The 16,469-nt window shown below is 71.3% G+C and carries 19 protein-coding genes; 9 read left to right on the top strand and 10 right to left on the bottom strand.

From position 1 onward, the window contains the following. The first annotated feature begins 6 nt into the window (after nt 1-6). Together QSK34_RS04330 and QSK34_RS04325 are read left to right on the top strand one after the other, a co-directional pair. Nucleotides 7-288, top strand: a complete 282-nt coding sequence (locus QSK34_RS04330; protein WP_285580100.1) for an ArsR/SmtB family transcription factor — start codon at nt 7-9, stop codon at nt 286-288. After that, entirely contained in the window at nt 285-671 is a 387-nt protein-coding gene (locus tag QSK34_RS04325) for a VOC family protein (RefSeq protein WP_161478468.1), read from the top strand. The genes QSK34_RS04330 and QSK34_RS04325 overlap by 4 nt, the downstream gene beginning before the upstream one ends. On the opposite strand, the gene QSK34_RS04320 is transcribed toward QSK34_RS04325, so the two are convergent. Next, nucleotides 646-2,376, bottom strand: a complete 1,731-nt coding sequence (locus QSK34_RS04320; RefSeq protein ID WP_285580093.1) for an ABC transporter ATP-binding protein — start codon at nt 2,374-2,376, stop codon at nt 646-648. The two genes, QSK34_RS04325 and QSK34_RS04320, sit on opposite strands and share 26 nt — an antisense overlap. 246 nt (nt 2,377-2,622) lie before the next feature. Here QSK34_RS04320 and QSK34_RS04315 point away from each other — a divergent pair, with 246 nt between their 5' ends. The 3 genes from QSK34_RS04315 (at nt 2,623) to QSK34_RS04305 (ending at nt 4,812) form a co-directional block, all read left to right on the top strand. Next, on the top strand, nt 2,623-2,967 hold the full coding sequence (locus QSK34_RS04315; RefSeq protein WP_161478470.1) for a hypothetical protein: 345 nt from the start codon (nt 2,623-2,625) through the stop codon (nt 2,965-2,967). A gap of 109 nt (nt 2,968-3,076) precedes the next feature. Continuing rightward, the gene (gene pnuC, locus QSK34_RS04310) at nt 3,077-3,694 is read left to right on the top strand and encodes a nicotinamide riboside transporter PnuC (RefSeq protein ID WP_285580081.1); all 618 of its coding nucleotides are present in this window, start codon (nt 3,077-3,079) and stop codon (nt 3,692-3,694) included. Further along, a complete protein-coding gene (locus QSK34_RS04305; RefSeq protein ID WP_285580076.1) occupies nt 3,691-4,812 on the top strand; it encodes an AAA family ATPase in 1,122 nt (373 codons plus the stop codon). The genes pnuC and QSK34_RS04305 overlap by 4 nt, the downstream gene beginning before the upstream one ends. Here QSK34_RS04305 and QSK34_RS04300 read toward each other — a convergent pair. From QSK34_RS04300 to QSK34_RS04285, 4 genes are read right to left on the bottom strand one after another with little or no spacing between them, the layout of a single operon-like run. Continuing rightward, nucleotides 4,760-5,437 (bottom strand): GNAT family N-acetyltransferase, encoded by a 678-nt coding sequence (locus tag QSK34_RS04300; protein WP_285580074.1) that lies wholly within the window; start codon nt 5,435-5,437, stop codon nt 4,760-4,762. The genes QSK34_RS04305 and QSK34_RS04300 overlap by 53 nt on opposite strands. After that, on the bottom strand, nt 5,437-6,405 hold the full coding sequence (locus QSK34_RS04295) for an ABC transporter substrate-binding protein (RefSeq protein WP_285580072.1): 969 nt from the start codon (nt 6,403-6,405) through the stop codon (nt 5,437-5,439). Before QSK34_RS04295 ends, QSK34_RS04300 begins: the two co-directional genes overlap by 1 nt. 15 nt (nt 6,406-6,420) lie before the next feature. After that, nucleotides 6,421-7,173, bottom strand: a complete 753-nt coding sequence (locus QSK34_RS04290; protein WP_285580070.1) for an amino acid ABC transporter ATP-binding protein — start codon at nt 7,171-7,173, stop codon at nt 6,421-6,423. Continuing rightward, nucleotides 7,173-8,024 carry an amino acid ABC transporter permease gene (locus QSK34_RS04285; RefSeq protein WP_285580069.1) on the bottom strand — a complete coding sequence of 284 codons (852 nt, stop codon included), beginning with the start codon at nt 8,022-8,024 and terminating at the stop codon, nt 7,173-7,175. Before QSK34_RS04285 ends, QSK34_RS04290 begins: the two co-directional genes overlap by 1 nt. 105 nt (nt 8,025-8,129) lie before the next feature. On the opposite strand from QSK34_RS04285, the gene QSK34_RS04280 reads away from it, so the two are divergent. Further along, entirely contained in the window at nt 8,130-8,969 is an 840-nt protein-coding gene (locus QSK34_RS04280) for an LLM class oxidoreductase (RefSeq protein WP_285580067.1), read from the top strand. Here the strand turns inward: QSK34_RS04280 and QSK34_RS04275 are convergent. Together QSK34_RS04275 and QSK34_RS04270 are read right to left on the bottom strand one after the other, a co-directional pair. Beyond that, on the bottom strand, nt 8,966-9,337 hold the full coding sequence (locus QSK34_RS04275) for a hypothetical protein (RefSeq protein ID WP_285580065.1): 372 nt from the start codon (nt 9,335-9,337) through the stop codon (nt 8,966-8,968). The genes QSK34_RS04280 and QSK34_RS04275 overlap by 4 nt on opposite strands. Nucleotide 9,338: 1 nt before the next feature. Next, a complete protein-coding gene (locus QSK34_RS04270; protein ID WP_285580063.1) occupies nt 9,339-9,833 on the bottom strand; it encodes a beta-class carbonic anhydrase in 495 nt (164 codons plus the stop codon). A 133-nt stretch (nt 9,834-9,966) separates the two neighbouring features. Here QSK34_RS04270 and QSK34_RS04265 point away from each other — a divergent pair, with 133 nt between their 5' ends. Further along, on the top strand, nt 9,967-12,690 hold the full coding sequence (locus QSK34_RS04265) for an alpha/beta hydrolase (RefSeq protein ID WP_285580061.1): 2,724 nt from the start codon (nt 9,967-9,969) through the stop codon (nt 12,688-12,690). Here QSK34_RS04265 and QSK34_RS04260 read toward each other — a convergent pair. Continuing rightward, nucleotides 12,651-13,340, bottom strand: a complete 690-nt coding sequence (locus tag QSK34_RS04260; RefSeq protein ID WP_285580059.1) for a GNAT family N-acetyltransferase — start codon at nt 13,338-13,340, stop codon at nt 12,651-12,653. The genes QSK34_RS04265 and QSK34_RS04260 overlap by 40 nt on opposite strands. 17 nt (nt 13,341-13,357) lie before the next feature. Here QSK34_RS04260 and QSK34_RS04255 point away from each other — a divergent pair, with 17 nt between their 5' ends. Next, entirely contained in the window at nt 13,358-13,966 is a 609-nt protein-coding gene (locus tag QSK34_RS04255; RefSeq protein ID WP_285580058.1) for a DNA-3-methyladenine glycosylase family protein, read from the top strand. Here QSK34_RS04255 and QSK34_RS04250 read toward each other — a convergent pair. Beyond that, on the bottom strand, nt 13,954-14,490 hold the full coding sequence (locus tag QSK34_RS04250) for a GNAT family N-acetyltransferase (RefSeq protein ID WP_161478482.1): 537 nt from the start codon (nt 14,488-14,490) through the stop codon (nt 13,954-13,956). The genes QSK34_RS04255 and QSK34_RS04250 overlap by 13 nt on opposite strands. A 106-nt stretch (nt 14,491-14,596) precedes the next feature. Here QSK34_RS04250 and QSK34_RS04245 point away from each other — a divergent pair, with 106 nt between their 5' ends. Continuing rightward, the gene (locus QSK34_RS04245) at nt 14,597-15,148 is read left to right on the top strand and encodes a 1,2-dihydroxy-3-keto-5-methylthiopentene dioxygenase (protein WP_285580054.1); all 552 of its coding nucleotides are present in this window, start codon (nt 14,597-14,599) and stop codon (nt 15,146-15,148) included. Here the strand turns inward: QSK34_RS04245 and QSK34_RS04240 are convergent. Further along, nucleotides 15,132-16,466 carry an NAD(P)/FAD-dependent oxidoreductase gene (locus tag QSK34_RS04240; RefSeq protein ID WP_285580052.1) on the bottom strand — a complete coding sequence of 445 codons (1,335 nt, stop codon included), beginning with the start codon at nt 16,464-16,466 and terminating at the stop codon, nt 15,132-15,134. The two genes, QSK34_RS04245 and QSK34_RS04240, sit on opposite strands and share 17 nt — an antisense overlap. Nucleotides 16,467-16,469: the final 3 nt, after the last annotated feature.

Raw genomic sequence — 16,469 nt, 5'->3', positions numbered from 1 at the left:
CTGCGGGTGGGTGACATCTACAAAGCCCTCGCCGACCCCACCCGCAGGAAGATCCTCGACGAGCTGACCGACCGGAACGGTCAGACCCTGTTCGAGATCTGCGCCCGCCTGGCCGGGAAGCATCAGCTCGCCTCCTCACGGCAGGCCGTCTCCCAGCACCTCGACGTGCTGGAGGCGGCCGGGCTCGTGGAGAGCAGGCGGGAAGGCCGGTACAAGTTCCATTTCATCGACCCGACACCGCTGCGGCAGATCGCCGAGCGGTGGATTCCACCGGAGGAACCGGTATGAAGATCAACCTGGCCAGCATCCTGGTCGACGACCAGCGCAAGGCCCTGGCGTTCTACACCGACGTGCTCGGCTTCGTGAAGAAGACCGAGATCCCCATGGGTGAGCACGCCTGGCTGACCGTCGTGTCGCCCGAGCAGCCGGACGGGGTCGAGCTCGTGCTGGAGCCCGACGCCCACCCGGCCGCCAAGCCGTGGAAGGCCGCCCTCGTCGCCGACGGCATCCCCTACACCTCGTTCGCGGTCGACGACGTGCAGAAGGAGTACGAGCGGCTGGTGGCGCTCGGTGTGCGGTTCACCCAGGAGCCGGCGAACATGGGGCCGGTGACGACCGCCGTGTTCGACGACACCTGCGGCAACCTCATCCAGATCGCGGCGATGAACTGACGGTCTCGGCTTCCTCCTCCTCGACGAGGAAGCCGCCCGACTGGTGGTGCCAGAGCCGCGAGTAGGTGCCCTCGGCCGCGAGCAGCTCGGCGTGGGAGCCCTGTTCGGCGATCTGCCCCCGGTCGAGCACGACCAGGCGGTCCATCCGCACGACCGTGCTCAGCCGGTGGGCCACCACCAGCGCGGTGCGGTCGCGCATGAGCCGCCAGAGCGCCTCCTGCACGAGGATCTCGCTCTCGGAGTCGAGCGCGCTGGTGGCCTCGTCGAGCAGCAGGATCGGCGCGTCGCGCAGGATCGCCCGCGCGAGCGCGACCCGCTGCCGCTGGCCGCCCGACAGTTTCACGCCGCGCTCGCCGACGAGGGTGTCGAAGCCCATCGGCAGGCCCTCGACGAACTCGGTCACGTGGGCGGCGCGGGCCGCCTCCATGATCTCGCCCTCGGTGGCCCCGGGCCGGGCGAAGGCGATGTTCTCCCGCAGGGTGCGGTGGAACATCGCCGGTTCCTGCGGCACGTAGGCGATCAGGCCGCGCAGGTCGGCCTGCCTCATCCGGCTGATGTCCTGGCCGCCGACGAGGATCCGGCCGCCCTGGATGTCCATCAGCCGCAGCAGCAGCCGGGTGAGCGTGGTCTTGCCGCCGCCCGACCGGCCGACCAGCCCGATCTTCGTGCCGGGCGGCACGTCGAGGTCGAGCCCGTCGAACAGCGGCGGGTTGCCCTCGTGGGCGAACACGACCCGCTCGAACCGCACCCCGGCGTCGGCCACGCCCAGCGCCTGCGCCTGCGGGTGGTCGACGACCTTCGGCGGTTCGAGCAGCAACTCGGTGAACTGGGCGGCCTCGGTGAGCGTGCTCTCCAGGCGGCGGTAGACCTGGTTGAACTCGAACATGATGCCGGTGGCCTGCGCGTAGTAGGTGAAGGTCACCATGAGCGCCTCGACGCCGAGCCCGCCGTGGAGGACCACCGCGAGCCACACGCCGACCGTGCTGGTGAGCACCGACATCGGCGCGACGACCGCGTCGACGCGCAGGTTGCCGTAGTCCCACGACCGCAGCTGGGCGGTGCGCAGGTCGGCCAGCCTGACCCGGTTCTCGGCCGCCTCCCGGTTCTCGGCCGCGAAGGCCCGCACCGTGTCCATGTTGGACAGCACGTCGGCGACGTGCCCGGACACCCGGACGTGGGCCGCCTCGCGCACGTTGACCAGCCGCTGCCGCCGCACGATGAACGGCGCCGCCAGGAACCCGGTCACCACGATCAGGCCGACCAGGACGAGCACCAGCACGGGGTGGTACTGCCAGAGCACGACCGAGGCGAACGCCAGCGGCAGCACCTTGGAGAAGATCCCGAAGACGAGGGTGTCGACGAACCCCTCGAACGACCGGGAGAATCCGAGCACCCGCTTGGTGAGCGATCCGGCGAAGTTGTCGTGGAAGAACGCGGCGTCCTTGGCCAGCAGTTCGTCCATGCCGATGACGCCCAGGTCCTCCATGCCCCGCGCGTCGATGCGGTTGATGAAGTGGAGACCGGCCCGCCAGATCACCTCGCCGAGCAGCAGCACCGCGCCGAACCCCAGCACGTAGGGGAGCAGGGTGTCGGCGCCGCTCTCCCCGGCGGCAATGCGGCCGACCAGGGAGGCCACCAGAAGCGGGCCTATGTAGAAGAGACAGATGTTGCCCAGTGCCGGCAGGAACAGGGCGGGTGTGGCCACGGGCCACTTGAGGCGCAGCTGCGTTAAATAGTGATGGAGTACGAGCTTTACCGCTGATCTCGGTGGTTCGGGTATGTCACCTGATTCCCTCATGAAGTGGATCCCCCAATTCGCTCCGCCACCATCGTTTCGCAGCGGGTGAACGAGAGGCGAACGGTTTTCCGTCGTGTCGATCTTGGACACGGTGCGTGAGGGGTTGAATACTCAACCCCGCTCCCCCCGCAACCCTCTCGATCAGGAGTACCGATGCGCTACCTCAGCATCCCCTTCGCCGTCCTCGCGGCGGGAGCATGCCTCACCCTGTCCACCCCGGCCGGCGCCACGACCGCGCCCGTCTCCACCCAGGCGGCCGTCGACGGCTACCAGGTCGTCACCCTGCCCAACGCCAACGTGCCGAACTTCCAGCGGCGCACCGTGCTCTGCCCGGCGGGCAAGCGGGTCATCGGCGGCGGCGCCGAGGCCCAGGGCAACGAGGCCATCCTCGTCGGCTCGTTCCCGACCCCGACCGGCAACGGCTGGATCGGCCTCGGCCGCCAGACCGGCAACTCCACCGTCGGCATCAGCGTGTTCGCCATCTGCGCCAACGCCTGATCCCGCGTGAACCGCCACGGTCCCGGTCCGGGGCCGTGGCGGCCCGCACTCCCGATTCGGCGAGCCGAATTGATATCGTCCTGGCGACGATTAGGAGTGTTTGGGCACTATGACCGATCTGCTCGGACCGTTACTCGAACCCGCCTTCTTCCTGGGCGGGGTGCCCACGAGCTGGGCGGAGCTACTCGGATTTGCCACCGGCCTGCTGACCGTGTGGATGGTGGCCCGGCAGAACATCTGGAACTGGCCGCTGGGGATCGCCAACGTCGTCCTGCTCGGCCTGGTCTTCCTGACCGTGGGCCTCTACGCGGACGCGGCCCTCCAGATCGTCTACGTCGGGCTCGGGCTCTACGGCTGGTGGCAGTGGGCCTACGGCGGCGTCGACCGCACCGCCCTGCGCGTCTCCCGGACGGGCGCGGCCGAATGGGTCTGGCTGGGGCTCGCCGGGGTGGCGGCCACGGTCCTGCTGACGGCGGTGCTGTCGGCCTACACCGACTCGTCGGTGCCGTTCTGGGACGCGCTGACCACGTCGCTCTCACTGATGGCGACCTACGGGCAGACGCGCAAGCGGGTGGAGTCGTGGTGGCTCTGGATCGCCGCCGACCTGGTGTACATCCCGCTGTACGCGTACAAGAGCCTGTACCTGACCAGCGCCCTCTACGTGCTGTTCCTGGCGCTGTGCGTCATGGGGCTGCGGGCCTGGCGGCCGGTGGCGGTGGCCCCGTGAGCTTCGCGCACGGCCTCGTCATCGGGAAGTTCTATCCCCCGCACGCCGGCCACCACCACCTCATCGACACGGCGGCGCAGCGGTGCGCGCTGGTCACGGTGGTCGTGGCGGCCAACGCGGTGGAGACCATCCCGCTCGCCGACCGCGCGGCCTGGCTGCGCGAGGCGCACCCCCAGCCCAACGTGGTGATCGCGCCGGTCGTGGACGACATCGAGGTCGACTACGACGACCCGGAGATCTGGACCGCCCACGTGGACGTCTTCCGGTTCGCCCTCGCCCTGGCGCACGGCCCCGGCGTGCGGATCGACGCGGTGTTCAGCTCCGAGGACTACGGCGACGAACTCGCGCGCCGCTTCGGCGCCGTCCACGTGCCGGTCGACCCGGCGCGCGAACGGCACCCGGTCAGCGGCACCCTGGCCCGCGAGGACCCGGTCGCGGCCTGGCCGTGGCTGAGCCCGGCGGTCCGGGCCCACCTGGCCCGGCGCGTGGTCGTCGTCGGCGCGGAGTCGACCGGCACGACCACGCTGACCCGCGCGCTGACCGCCCACTACGCCTCGCGCGGCGGCGTCTGGGCGGCCACCCGCTGGGTGCCCGAATACGGCCGCACCTACTGCGAGGAGAAGCTGGCCCTGGCCCGGCGGGCGGCGAAGCTCGCCGGGGAGCCCGAGCCGTGGATGGACGACCTGCGGTGGCGACCCGAGGAGTTCACCGTCGTCGCCGAACGCCAGCTCGCCTGGGAGGACGCCGCGGCGCGGGTGGGGTCTCCGGTGCTGTTCTGCGACACCGACCCCTTCGCCACCGCCCTGTGGCAGGAGCGCTACGCCGGGGCGACCACCGACGAGGTGTGGCGGATCGCCGGCCGGGCCCGGCACGACCTGTGGATCCACACCAGCGTCGAGGGTGTCCCCTTCGAGCAGGACGGCTGGCGCGACGGCGAGCACCTCCGCCACGCCATGGACGCGCGTTTCCGCGAACTGCTGGCCGCGCGCGGGATGCCGCACCTGGTCGTGTCGGGACCGCCCGCCCTGCGGCTGGAGACCGCGGTGCGGGCGGTGGACGCGCTGTTCAGCCGCCCGGCGCCCGGACCTGGCGGAACAGCCGCCGCGCCCGGAGGGTGAAGCCGAGCTTCTCGTACAGGCGGATGGCGTTCACGTTCGACGCCGAGGCGTGCATGAACGGGGTCTCGCCGCGCGCCCGGATGCCGGCCGCCACCGCGAGCACCAGCCGGGTGGCCAGCCCCTGCCCGCGGAACGAGGCGTCGGTGCAGACCGCGCTGATCTCGGTCCAGCCGGGCGGGTGCAGCCGCTCCCCCGCCATCGCGACGAGCTTGCCCTCGTGGCGGACGCCCAGGTAGGTGCCCATCTCGATGGTCCGGGGCAGGAACGGCCCCGGTTCGGTGCGGGCCACCAGGTCGAGCATGTCCGGCACGTCGGCCGGGGTGAGCTCCACGGCCTCGCCGAAGGGCTCGCCCCACACGGCGCTGCCGTCGAGCTGCACTCCTTCGATGTTCTGCACGATCTCCCAGTCGTCCGGCAGGGGCGCGTCGAAGGTCAGGCTGATGGTGCCGCCGGGGCCGGCGAAGGAGGCGATGGCCGCCCAGTCGTCCGGGCCCGGGTCGCCCGCGACCCCGATGAAGACCGACACGTCCGTCTGGTAGCGGCGCACGCCGCCCCGGACCTCGGCGAGGTGGGCGTGCGGGCCGGTCAGCGCGGCCCAGCCGGGGTTGTCGAGGACGTGCGCCATCAGCCCTCCTGCCGCGGCAGGCCGGGCGGGTTGATCTGCGACTCGGGGATGGCCTCGTTGCCCAGGCCCCAGCGGTCGAGCACCTTCTGGTAGCTGCCGTCCTTGATGACCGTGTTGAGCGCCTCGTTGAGCGGCTTCACCAGGCCGTTGTCCTTCAGGGTCATGGCGGCGATGAGGCCCTGCAGGTCGGGCCCGGCGCCGGAGGCGGTGCCGACGATCTTCGTGTCCTTGCCGACGGCCACGTTGTAGGCGATGTTCGGGTTGGGGCCGAAGTAGGCCTGGATGCGGCCCGACTTCAGGGCCAGCAGGGCGTCGCCGTAGAGGTTGTAGTAGGAGATCTCGGCGGGCTTGAGGCCGGCGTCCTTGTTCTGCTTGTCCCAGTCGAGAAGGATCTTCTCCTGGTTGGTGCCGGAGCCGACCGAGACCTTCAGCCCGGCGATGTCGGCGGGCTTGGCGATGGTGGTGATCGGGCTGTTCGCGGCCACCTGCCAGGCGAGCTGGTCGACGCGGTAGGTGGCGAAGTCGTAGATGTCCTTGCGCTCCTCGGTGACGGTCACGTTGTTGAAGACGGCCTCAAGCTTGCCCGACTTGGCGCCGACGAAGAGGTTCTCCCACGAGCTGATCTCGCTGGTGTACTCCAGGCCGAGCACGTCGGCGACGAGCTGGGCGAGGTCGGTCTCGACGCCGATGTAGGTGGTGTCGTCGTCGGCCAGGAAGCCGAGCGGCGGCGCGCCCTCGCCGCTGTGCCCGACGAGCAGCTTGCCGTCGGCGGCGATGGCCGGGGGCACCTGCGCGGCGATGGCGTCGACCTTCTGGGCGCGGATGCGCTGCTGGTCGGGGCTGGTGTTCACGCCGCCCCCGGTCTCCTGGGCGGCCGGCGCGGGGGCGGCGGCCACCGGGGGCTCCGGGTCGGCGCCGCAGGCGGCCAGGACGGCGACGAGCAGCAGGGGGACGACGGTCCGGCGCATGATGGGTGATCTCCTTCAGAGGACGCGGCTGATGAACGCGCGGGTGCGTTCGTGCTGGGGGTGGTCGATGACCTGGTCGGGCGGGCCCTGTTCGACGACACGGCCCTCGTCGAGGAAGACGACGGTGTCGGCGGCCTCCCGGGCGAAGCCGATCTCGTGCGTGACGACGACCATGGTCGTGCCCGACCGCGCCAGGTCGCGCATGACGTCGAGGACCTCCCCGACCAGTTCGGGGTCGAGGGCGGAGGTGGGCTCGTCGAACAGCACGACCTTCGGGTCGAGGGCCAGGGCGCGGGCGATGGCGACCCGCTGGCGCTGGCCGCCGGACAGCGTGCCCGGGTAGGCGTCGGCCTTGTCGGCCAGGCCCACCCGCAGGAGCAGGCGGGTCACGGTCTCGGCGACCTCGGCCTTCGGGCGGCGCTGGGCCGAGAGGGGCGCCTCGGCGACGTTCTCCCGGACGGTCAGGTGGGGGAACAGGTTGAAGTTCTGGAAGACGAAGCCGATCTTCGTCCGCTGCCGGAGGATCTCGCGTTCGGGCAGTTCGTGCAGGACGTCGCCGGAGCGCCGGTAGCCGACGAGCTCGCCGTCGACGGCGACCGTGCCGGCGTCGACCTTCTCCAGGTGGTTGATGGTCCGGAGCAAGGTCGACTTGCCCGAGCCCGACGGGCCCAGGACCACCGCGACCTCGCCGGGGGCGACCTTCAGGCTGACGCCGCGCAGCACGTGCAGGGCGCCGAAGCTCTTGTGCACCCCGTCGATCTCGATCATTACCGGCCTCGTCCGTAGTGGCGTTCGATGTAGTGCTGGACCACCGACATGACCGTGGTCAGCGCGAGGTACCAGAGGGCGGCGACCAGCAGCAGCGCGACCACGCGGCCGTTGCGCATGTAGATGACCTGGACCTGGTAGAAGAGCTCGGGCAGGGCCATGATGTAGACCACCGAGGTGCCCTTGACCAGGCCGACGATCTCGTTGCCGGCGTTCGGCACGATGCTCCGCATGGCCTGCGGCAGGATGATCCGGAAGAACCGCCGCACCCGGGGGATGCCCAGCGCGGCGGCGGCCTCCCGCTGGCCCGGATCGACGGCGAGCAGCCCGCCGCGCACGATCTCGGCGGCGTAGGCGGCCTGGTGCAGCGCCAGCCCGAGGGCGGCGGCGGTGACCGGCCCGATCAGGTCCATCGTGCCCACGGAGAAGAACGAGGGCCCGAACGGGATCCCGAACGACAGGCGCGGATAGAGCAGCGCCAGGTTGTACCAGAACAGCAGCTGGAGGATCAGCGGCACGGCCCGGAAGACCCACACGTACCCCCAGGCCACCGACGACAGCAGCGGGTTGGGCGACAGCCGCATCACCGCGAGCACCCCGCCGAGCAGGAAGCCGAAGACGGTGCCGAGGGCGGTCAGCTCCAGCGTGAGCAGCACCGCGCGGAGCACCGAGGGGGCGAAGAGGTACTGGCCGACCACCTCCCACTCCCAGGCCGGGTTGGTGACCAGGGAGTTGGCGGCCATGGCGAGCAGGAGCAGCACCCCGGCGGCGGCGAGCCATCGGAACGGATGCCGGGTGGGCGCCACCTTCGGGCCGGTGGCGTGCCGGACGGCCGGCGCGGTCGTGGTCATGGACTGAAGCTCAGCATGCCGCGCACATTTCCGTCAAGCCCTACTTGTTAAGTAGGTAATTATTCCCTACTATTTCTGTAGGAAAAGTCCGTTCGAGGAGACCTCATGACTCTGCATCTGGCCGCCGCCCTCGACGGCGCCGGGTGGCATCCCGCCGCCTGGCGTGCCGAGGGCGCGAGCCCCGACGCCCTGTTCACCGCCGCCTACTGGACCTACCTGGTCCAGGAGGCCGAACGAGGGCTGCTCGACTTCGTCACCTTCGAGGACACCATCCGGATGCGGACCTGTCCGGGCGACGAGGTGACCGGCCCGCTCGACGCCCTGCTCCTGGCCACGGCGACCGCCCCGCTGACGTCCCGGATCGGGCTCGTCCCCGCGGCGAACGGCGCCGCCGCGGCCGCCGGACTGGCCGCCCTCGACCGGGCCGGCCCCGGCCGCGCGGGCTGGCACACCTCCGGCGAACTGCGCCCCCGGCTCTCCGGACGCCCCCTGGTGACGACGCTGGCCGGCCCCGGTTTGCCGGTGGAGGTCGCGGCCCGCGCCGCCGACGTCGTGTTTGTCACCCCGCACGACCGCAGAGAGGCCGCCGGGCTGGCCGAGCGGGCCCGGCGGGCCGCGCCCGGCGTGACCGTGCTGGCCGACCTGGTCGTGTTCCTGGACGGGGCAGGCCAGAAGGAACGCCTCGACGACCTCGACGGCGCCGCCTTCACCAGCGACGCCCACGTGTACTCGGGCTCGGCGACCGGGCTGGCCCACCTGATCCTGGACTGGCAGGCGGCGGGGGTCGACGGCTTCCGGCTGCGGCCGGGCGTGCTCCCCCACGACCTGCGGTCGATCACCCGCCACCTGGTGCCCGCGCTGCGGGCCAGAGGCGCGTTCCGCTCGGCCTACCCGGCCGGCGACCTGCGGGAACGCTTCACCCGCAGGTACGCGCGGGTGTCCTAGACGAACTCCTGGCGGGGCGGCGCGACCGGCAGCCGCCCCACCTCGGCGGAGACGCCGACGATGCGGGCGCGGGCCTCGGCCACGGCCGAGACGGGGGCGTCGCCGTCGACCGCGCCCGCGGCCTCCGACAACGACAGTCCCGCATCTCGCAGCCGGGCCCGCAGTTCCCCGCTCTCCCGCCCCAGTGCGGCCAGCCGGCCTTCGGCCGTGCCGAGCTCGATGGCCGCCGACAGCACCTGGGCGAGCAGCCCGGCCGACGCGCCGCGCCACTCCGCCAGCAGCCGGGTCCTGCGGTTTCGCGCCTCCGCGGGATCGGCGGCGGCGAGGAGGCGCAGCTCACGCGTCAGAGTCCGGGTCGAGGGGGACATCTCAGGCCTTCACCTCGCGCAGGCGGCCGGTCTCGACCTCGTACACGAAGCCCCGGACCGACTCCTTCCGGGGGATGAACGGGTCGGCGAGGATGCGGCCGATCGACTGCCGGACGTCCTCCTCCGCGTCGGGGAAGGCCTCGGCGGACCAGTCGGGCCGCAGGCCCGTCTCGGCGCGGATCGACTCCTTTAAGCCGTCGTCGGTGAAGGTGACCATGCCGCAGTCGGTGTGGTGGATCAGGATGATCTCGGTGGTGCCGAGAAGGCGCTGGGAGATGGCGAGCGAGCGCCGTTCGTCGGCGGTGACCACTCCCCCGGCGTTGCGGATGACGTGGGCGTCGCCCTCAGACAGGCCGAGCAGCCCGTAGACGTTGAGGCGGGCGTCCATGCAGGCCAGCACGGCGACGCCCAGTGCGGGGGGCAGCGGCAGCGCGCCCTTGTCGAAGCCGGCGGCGTAGGTCTCGGCGTTGGCCAGAAGCCGGTCGGTGACACTCATGGCAGCCACAGTTACCCACATTTCCTACAGAGTCAATAGGAAATTCTGGCGAAACATGATCACGAGCTTCCGGTAACAAACCGCCCATACCGTCCAAATCGCAACACCCGGCTCGTACGAGTAAGGCTCCCTCTTGCGTAACACCGCCGCGTTACTGTCACTGGCCCTCGTGGCCACCTTCGCCGCCGCCCCCGCCTCCGCCTCGGTCGAGGACGACTGGACCGTCGACCGCGTGCCCGGCGGCTACAAGGTCACCCTGAACCTGGACGAGAAGCTTCCGATCGACTCGAGCGCCCCCTCGCTGCTCGCCGACGGGAAGGTGCTCGGCCCGGCCACCGAGTCGGCCGACGGGAAGTCCCTCTTCCTCGTCACCGCCGACCCGGCCGTCGCCTCGGCCGGCGAGATCACCACCGACGTGCTCGACGCGCCCCCGGCCACGACGGCGCGGGCGGCGGCCACCCTCGCCGAGGTCCAGAAGACCGTGCTCCCGCACGATCCCTCGACGACGGGACCGTTCCAGGTCAAGGAGGGCATGTACGACTTCGGCGACCAGGCGATCCCGCTGCTCAACATCGGCGGCATCCGCGGCGAGCTCACCGGCAAGATCTACCTGCCGGTCTCCAGCGAGCGGAAGCCCCTCGTGATCTTCCTGCACGGCCGCCACACCTCCTGCTACGGCACCGGGGCCACCAACCCCAATCGCTGGCCGTGCAAGCCGTCGCCCGACAGCACCTCGCAGCGCGCCACGATCCCCAGCTACATCGGCTACGACCTGCCGGCCCGCGCCCTCGCGAGCAACGGCTACGCCGTCGTGTCGATCTCGGCCAACGCGATCAACTCCAACGACAACCAGCTCGCCGCCGACTACGGCGCGCAGGCCCGCGGCCAGCTGATCCTCGACACGCTGACCATGCTGGAGAACGCCGACGACGGCGACCCGGTCGAGTACCACGACGCCTTCACGGGCCGTGACGTCACGCTGGCCCAGGCGCTGACGGGCGCGGTGACCCCGGGCGACCTGAAGCGGGCGTTCGACTTCCAGAACGTCGGCATCATGGGCCACTCGCGGGGTGGCGAGGGCGTGGTCGCGGCGGCCACGCTGAACGACGCGCTGCCGCTCTACCGGCAGTTCGGCATCAAGGCGGTGCTCCCGCTGGCGCCGGTCGACTACGACCGCATCTCGCTGCCCAACACCGTGACGGCCACGATCCTCCCGTACTGCGACGGCGACGTGGAGAACCTCATGGGCCAGCACATCGTGGACGACTCCCGGCACAGCTTCGGCGACAACGTGCTGCGCTCGGCCGTGCTGACCCAGGGCGCCAACCACAACTTCTTCAACACGATCTGGACCCCGGGCCTGTTCCCCGCGTCCACCGGCGACGACTGGTCGGTCGGCGGCAGCGGCGCCAACGACCCGGTCTGCAACCCGGCCGCGGCCACCACCCTGCGCCTGACCGCGCCGCAGCAGGAGAAGGTCGGCGCCGTCTACATGGCGGGCTTCTTCCGGCTCGTGCTCGGCGACGAGAAGCGGTTCCTGCCGCTGTTCGACGGCTCGTCCGTCTCGGTCCCGTCGATTCCCTTCGCGGACGTGACCAGCGCCGCCACCCAGCCCGCCGCCTCGCGCACGGACCTGGCGACCTTCGACAGGCCCGAGGCGAACGTCTCGGTGACCGGTGAGGCCGCGCTCTGCTCCAGCATGGGCGGCAACGGCGGCCTCCAGATCCCGCAGGACCAGCCGTTCTGCGCGACCGCGACCAACCAGGCCGCGCTCCCCCACTGGTCGCCCGCGACGTGGGCGTTCAACATCCCGTCGTCGCCGATGATGCGCCTGAAGTCGGGCACCGTCACCGTGGCGACCAGCGCCGACCTGTCCGGGTACGAGCAGCTGTCGGTCAAGGTCGCCGCCGACGAGACCGTGGCCACCTCCACCGACGTCACGATCACCGTCACCGACGGCGCCGGCAAGACCTGGTCGTCGCCGGTCTCGGCGCTCAACTCCCGGGCCGTCACGCGGCTGCCCGGCTCCACCTCGGCCTGGCTGAAGAAGATCATCCTCCAGCAGGTCACCATCCCGCTCAGCACGACGGGCCTGGACCTGAAGGACGTCCGCCAGATCTCCTTCACCGGTACGGGCGTCTACCTGTCCGACCTGTCGGCCGAGAACCGGGCGGTCGGCGCCCGGGTCCCCAAGCAGCAGGTCGCGGTGGACGTCGCGCCCGCCCGGGTCGACGAAGGGTCCGGCCCGGGCACGGCGTCGATCGCCGTGGCGCTGTCGGCCCCCGCCGACCACGAGGTGACCGGCTACGTCAGCGTCTTCGGCTCGGCCACCGGCCGTGCCGGGATCTCGATGAGGAAGGTCACGTTCGCCCCCGGCCAGACCTGCGTGACGGTCCAGGCGGGCACCCTCGGCGACACGGTCGCGACCGGCACGGCGTCCACGTCGTTCAAGGTCTCGGTCACCAACACGGCCGGCGCGGTCATGGGCGACGGGGGCTTCGGCACCCTGACGGTCCGCGAGGACGACGGCGACGTCACCACCCCCGCCTACGGCAAGCCAGGCGACGCGTGCGCCGAGTACCTCGCCTCGCTCAAGCCGGGCAACCTCATCGTGACGAACGCGGTCGTCGCGGGCGGCTCGAACCCGGTGACGGCGAGCGGCTACCGGGCCGGGGAGAGCGTGCAGTTCACGCTGGACGGCACGGTCCTCGGCCGCGCGGTCGCCGACGCGTCCGGCACGGTCGCCTTCACCGTGGCCATCCCGGCGGGCACCCCCGCCGGGAAGGTCACGATCAGCGGCGTCGGCGCCGGTTCGGGCTACACCGCCTCGGCGGTGTCCCGGGTCAGGGCCTCCTGAGGACGCAGCACCCGGAACGTCACCTCCCGGGTGACGGTGAACCCGAGTGACTCGTACAACCGGATCGCATTGACGTTGGCGGTGGCGGCGTGCAGGAACGGCCGCTCGCCCCGGGCGCGAACGCCCGCCACCACCGCCGACACCAGCCGTGACGCCAGACCCCGCCCCCGGTGGGCGGGGTCGGTGCACACGGCGCTGATCTCCGTCCAGCCGGGCACCCTCAACCGCTCCCCCGCCATCGCGATCAGTTTGCCCTCCTCGCGGAGGCCCAGGTAGACGCCCATCTCGATGGTCCGCGCGGCGAACGGGCCCGGCTGGGTGCGCGCCACCAGGTCGAGCATCTCCGGCACGTCGCCCGGCCCCAGGACGCTCAGCTCCGGATCGGCGGCCCCCGCCACGGCCGAGCCCTCCATCTGGACGCCGGGAAGCTCCAGGAACGTCTCCCAGCCGTCGCCCGCCTCGCCCCGGACGGTCGTCAGCACCTGGCCGTCGAGGTCGGCCCAGTCGCCGGGCCCGAAGGCGTCGGGCACCGCCGCGAACGGCGAAACGTCGATGGGATAACGCCTGGTCCGGCCGCTGACGACGGCGAAGTGGGCGTGCGGGCCGGTCAGGGCGGCCCAGACGGGGTTGGCGAGGATGTCGGTTTCCACCGCTCCATAATGGCCTGATGAGGCCCTACGACCATCTGGCGGGCGACCCCGTGCTCGCGCGCCTGATCGGCGAGGTGGGCGAACCCGACCCGTTCGCGTGGTTCAGCCCCGAGCGGTTCGGCCCGACGAACTTCTCCGGCATGGTCCTCCACATCGTCAGCCAGCAGATCTCCACGGCCGTGGCGTTCGTGTTCTTCGACCGGATCAAGGCCGCGGCCGGCGGCTTCCCCACGCCGGAGGCGATCCTGGCCATGGGCGCCGAGCGCCTGCGGGAGTGCGGCCTCTCGGGGGCCAAGGCGGCCTACCTGCTCGACCTGGCCCACCGGCAGGCCGGCGGCCTGCTCGACCTCGAAGACCTGGCCGGCCTCGATGACCGCGAGGTGGTCAAGACGCTCACCGAGGTGAAGGGCGTCGGCGTGTGGACCGCGCAGTCGTTCCTCATCGCCCAGCTCCACCGGCCCGACGTGCTTCCGGCCGGCGACCAGGGCATCAGGCGGGCCGTCGAGCGGGCCTGGCAGCTGGAGGGGCTGCCCTCCGTCGCGGAGGTGCAGGCCAGGGGGCTGCCGTGGGCTCCCTATCGGACGTACGCCGCCGCCCTGCTGTGGCGGTTCTTCTACGGGGAGTGAACCAGGCCCCACTCGTGGGACAGGGCCGAGTAGGTCACGACGTCGTGCCAGCGCCCCTGGGTGCGGAACACCTGGCGGAGGGTGGCCTCCGGCCGGAGCCCCGCGTCGAGCATGATGCGCTCCATCAGCACCTGGTCGCGGCGGTGGCCGGCCCAGATGCGGTGGATGCCGAGGTGGGTGAAGGCGTAGTCGATGAGCAGGCGGCCCGCCTGGGCGCCGCGGCCCTGGATCGGCGAGCCGGGCAGCAGCACCAGACCGGTGATCATGGCGCTGCTGCCGTAGTCCTCCAGCAGCAGCCCGATCAGCCCGTGGACGGCCTCGCCGTCGGGTTCGGTGATGGCGAGGGTGATGCGCCGGTCGGAGCGCAGCCCGGCCAGGAAGGTGGCCCGCGCCCGGTCCTCGTCCATGCGGTCGACGCCCAGGTAGCGGGTGAGGACGGCGCTCGTGTAGACCTGCGTGTAGACCTTCAGGTCGCCGGGCCGCAGGCTGCGGAGGCGGACGTCGCGTCCGCACAGATCGATCATCGGAGGAGTCTTCCCAGGTCGAAGTGTGATGCCATGATCACGGAGCGTAGCAAATGCCGTGATCACGCTATGGCGATCACCGGGCCGTGGTGGTTCCCTGGGAGGCATGACCTACCTCACCGTCTACGGCGAAGACGCCGAGCTGCTCCAGCGGACCGAGAACCCGGCCGAGATCGCCGCCACTCTGACCGAGATCGGCGTCCGCCTGCGCCACTGGGACCTCGTGGCGACCGGCCCGTCCGCCGACGACGTGCTGGCGGCCTACGCCGAGCAGATCGCCAAGGTCAACGCCGCGGAGAGCTACACGTTCGTCGACGTCGTCCAGCTCGGCCCCGACGCCGACCCGGAGGTGGCGGCCGGGGCGCGGGCGAAGTTCCTCAACGAGCACACCCACGACGACGACGAGGTCCGCTTCTTCGCCCGCGGCGCCGGGATCTTCTACCTGCACGTGGACGGAAAGGTGCACGCCGTGCTCTGCGAGGCGGGCGACCTGCTGAGCGTGCCGGCCAAGACCACCCACTGGTTCGACATGGGCACCCGCCCCGACTTCTGCGCGGTCCGCTTCTTCCACGACGACGACGGCTGGGTCGGCGCCTTCACCGGCGACGCCATCTCCTCGCGCATCCCCGACTTCGACACGATCACCGCCGGGCGTTAGCGGTCTCCTCCTGGCTCCTGGACGCGAACTCGAACTCCTCGCGCGGCCGGGCCAGCGCGCCCAGGGCGACGACCTCGCGCTTGAAGAACAGCGCCAGCGTCCAGTCCATCAGGATGCGGGCCTTCCGGTTGAGGGTCGGCATCCGGGTCAGGTGGTAGGTCCGGTGCATGAACCAGGCCGGGAAGCCGCGCACCTGGACGCCGTACACGTTCGCGACCCCCTTGTGGAGCCCGAGCGAGGCGACCGAGCCCACGTTCTTGTGCCGGTAGGGCGTGCGCCTGCCGCCGCGGATGGTCGCGATCAGGTTGTCGGCGAGCCGCCTGCTCTGCCTGACGGCGTGCTGGGCGTTCGGCGGGCAGTACTCGCCGGGCCGGGTCAGGTCGGGGACCGCTGCGGAGTCCCCGGCCGCGAAGGCGAAGTCGGTGCCCTCGACCAGGAGTTCCGCCGAGGTGGCCACCCGGCCCCGGTTGCCTGTGGGCAGGTGCCGGACCAGCGGGTTGGCCTTCACCCCGGCCGTCCAGACCAGCGTCTCGCAGGGGATCGACTCGCCGTCGTCGAGCACCACGACGTCGTGCTCGATCGACTTGACCCGGGTGTCCAGCCGCACGTCGATGCCGCGCTTACGCAGCTCGTCGGTGGTCCACCGGCCCAGTTCCGGGCCGACCTCGGGCAGGATGTGGTCGCTGGCCTCGACCAGGATCCAGCGCATCGAGTCGCGGCTGATGCCGTGGAAGTGGCGGCACGCGTCGGCCGCCATGTCCTCCAGCTCGGCCAGCGCCTCCACCCCGGCATAGCCGCCGCCGACGAAGATGAAGGTGAGCGCGCGGGCCCGGACGTCCGGATCGTCGGTGGAGGAGGCGGTGTCGAGCTTGCCCAGGATGTGGTTGCGCAGGTGGGTGGCCTCTTCGACGGTCTTGAAGCCGATGCCGTTCTCGGCCAGGCCGGGGATCGGCAGCGTCTTGGTGATCGACCCGGGGCAGAAGACCAGGTAGTCGTAGTCGAGCACCCGCTCGGGCCCCTCCATGGGCGCGAACCTGGCGGTCTTCCCGGCCAGGTCGATGTCGCAGACGCGGCCGCTGAGGATCCGGCAGCGGGGCAGCACGCGACGCAGCGACACGACCACGTGCCGGGGCTCCAGGCTGCCCGCCGCCGCCTCGGGGAGGAACGGCTGATAGGTCATGTACGAGTCGAGGTCGGCGACGGTGATGCCGACCTTGCCCTGTTTGAGCTCCCTGCGCAGCTTGCGCTGGAGCCGGAGGGCGACGTACATGCCGACGTTCCCCCCGCCGACCACCAGAATTCTGGATGAAGGGGTCATTCC

Origin of the sequence: Herbidospora sp. NBRC 101105, assembly GCF_030269205.1 — a bacterium.
Classification (GTDB): domain Bacteria; phylum Actinomycetota; class Actinomycetes; order Streptosporangiales; family Streptosporangiaceae; genus Herbidospora; species Herbidospora solisilvae.
Note: the sequence above shows the minus strand (reverse complement) of the source record. Positions and strands in the feature narration are given on the sequence as shown.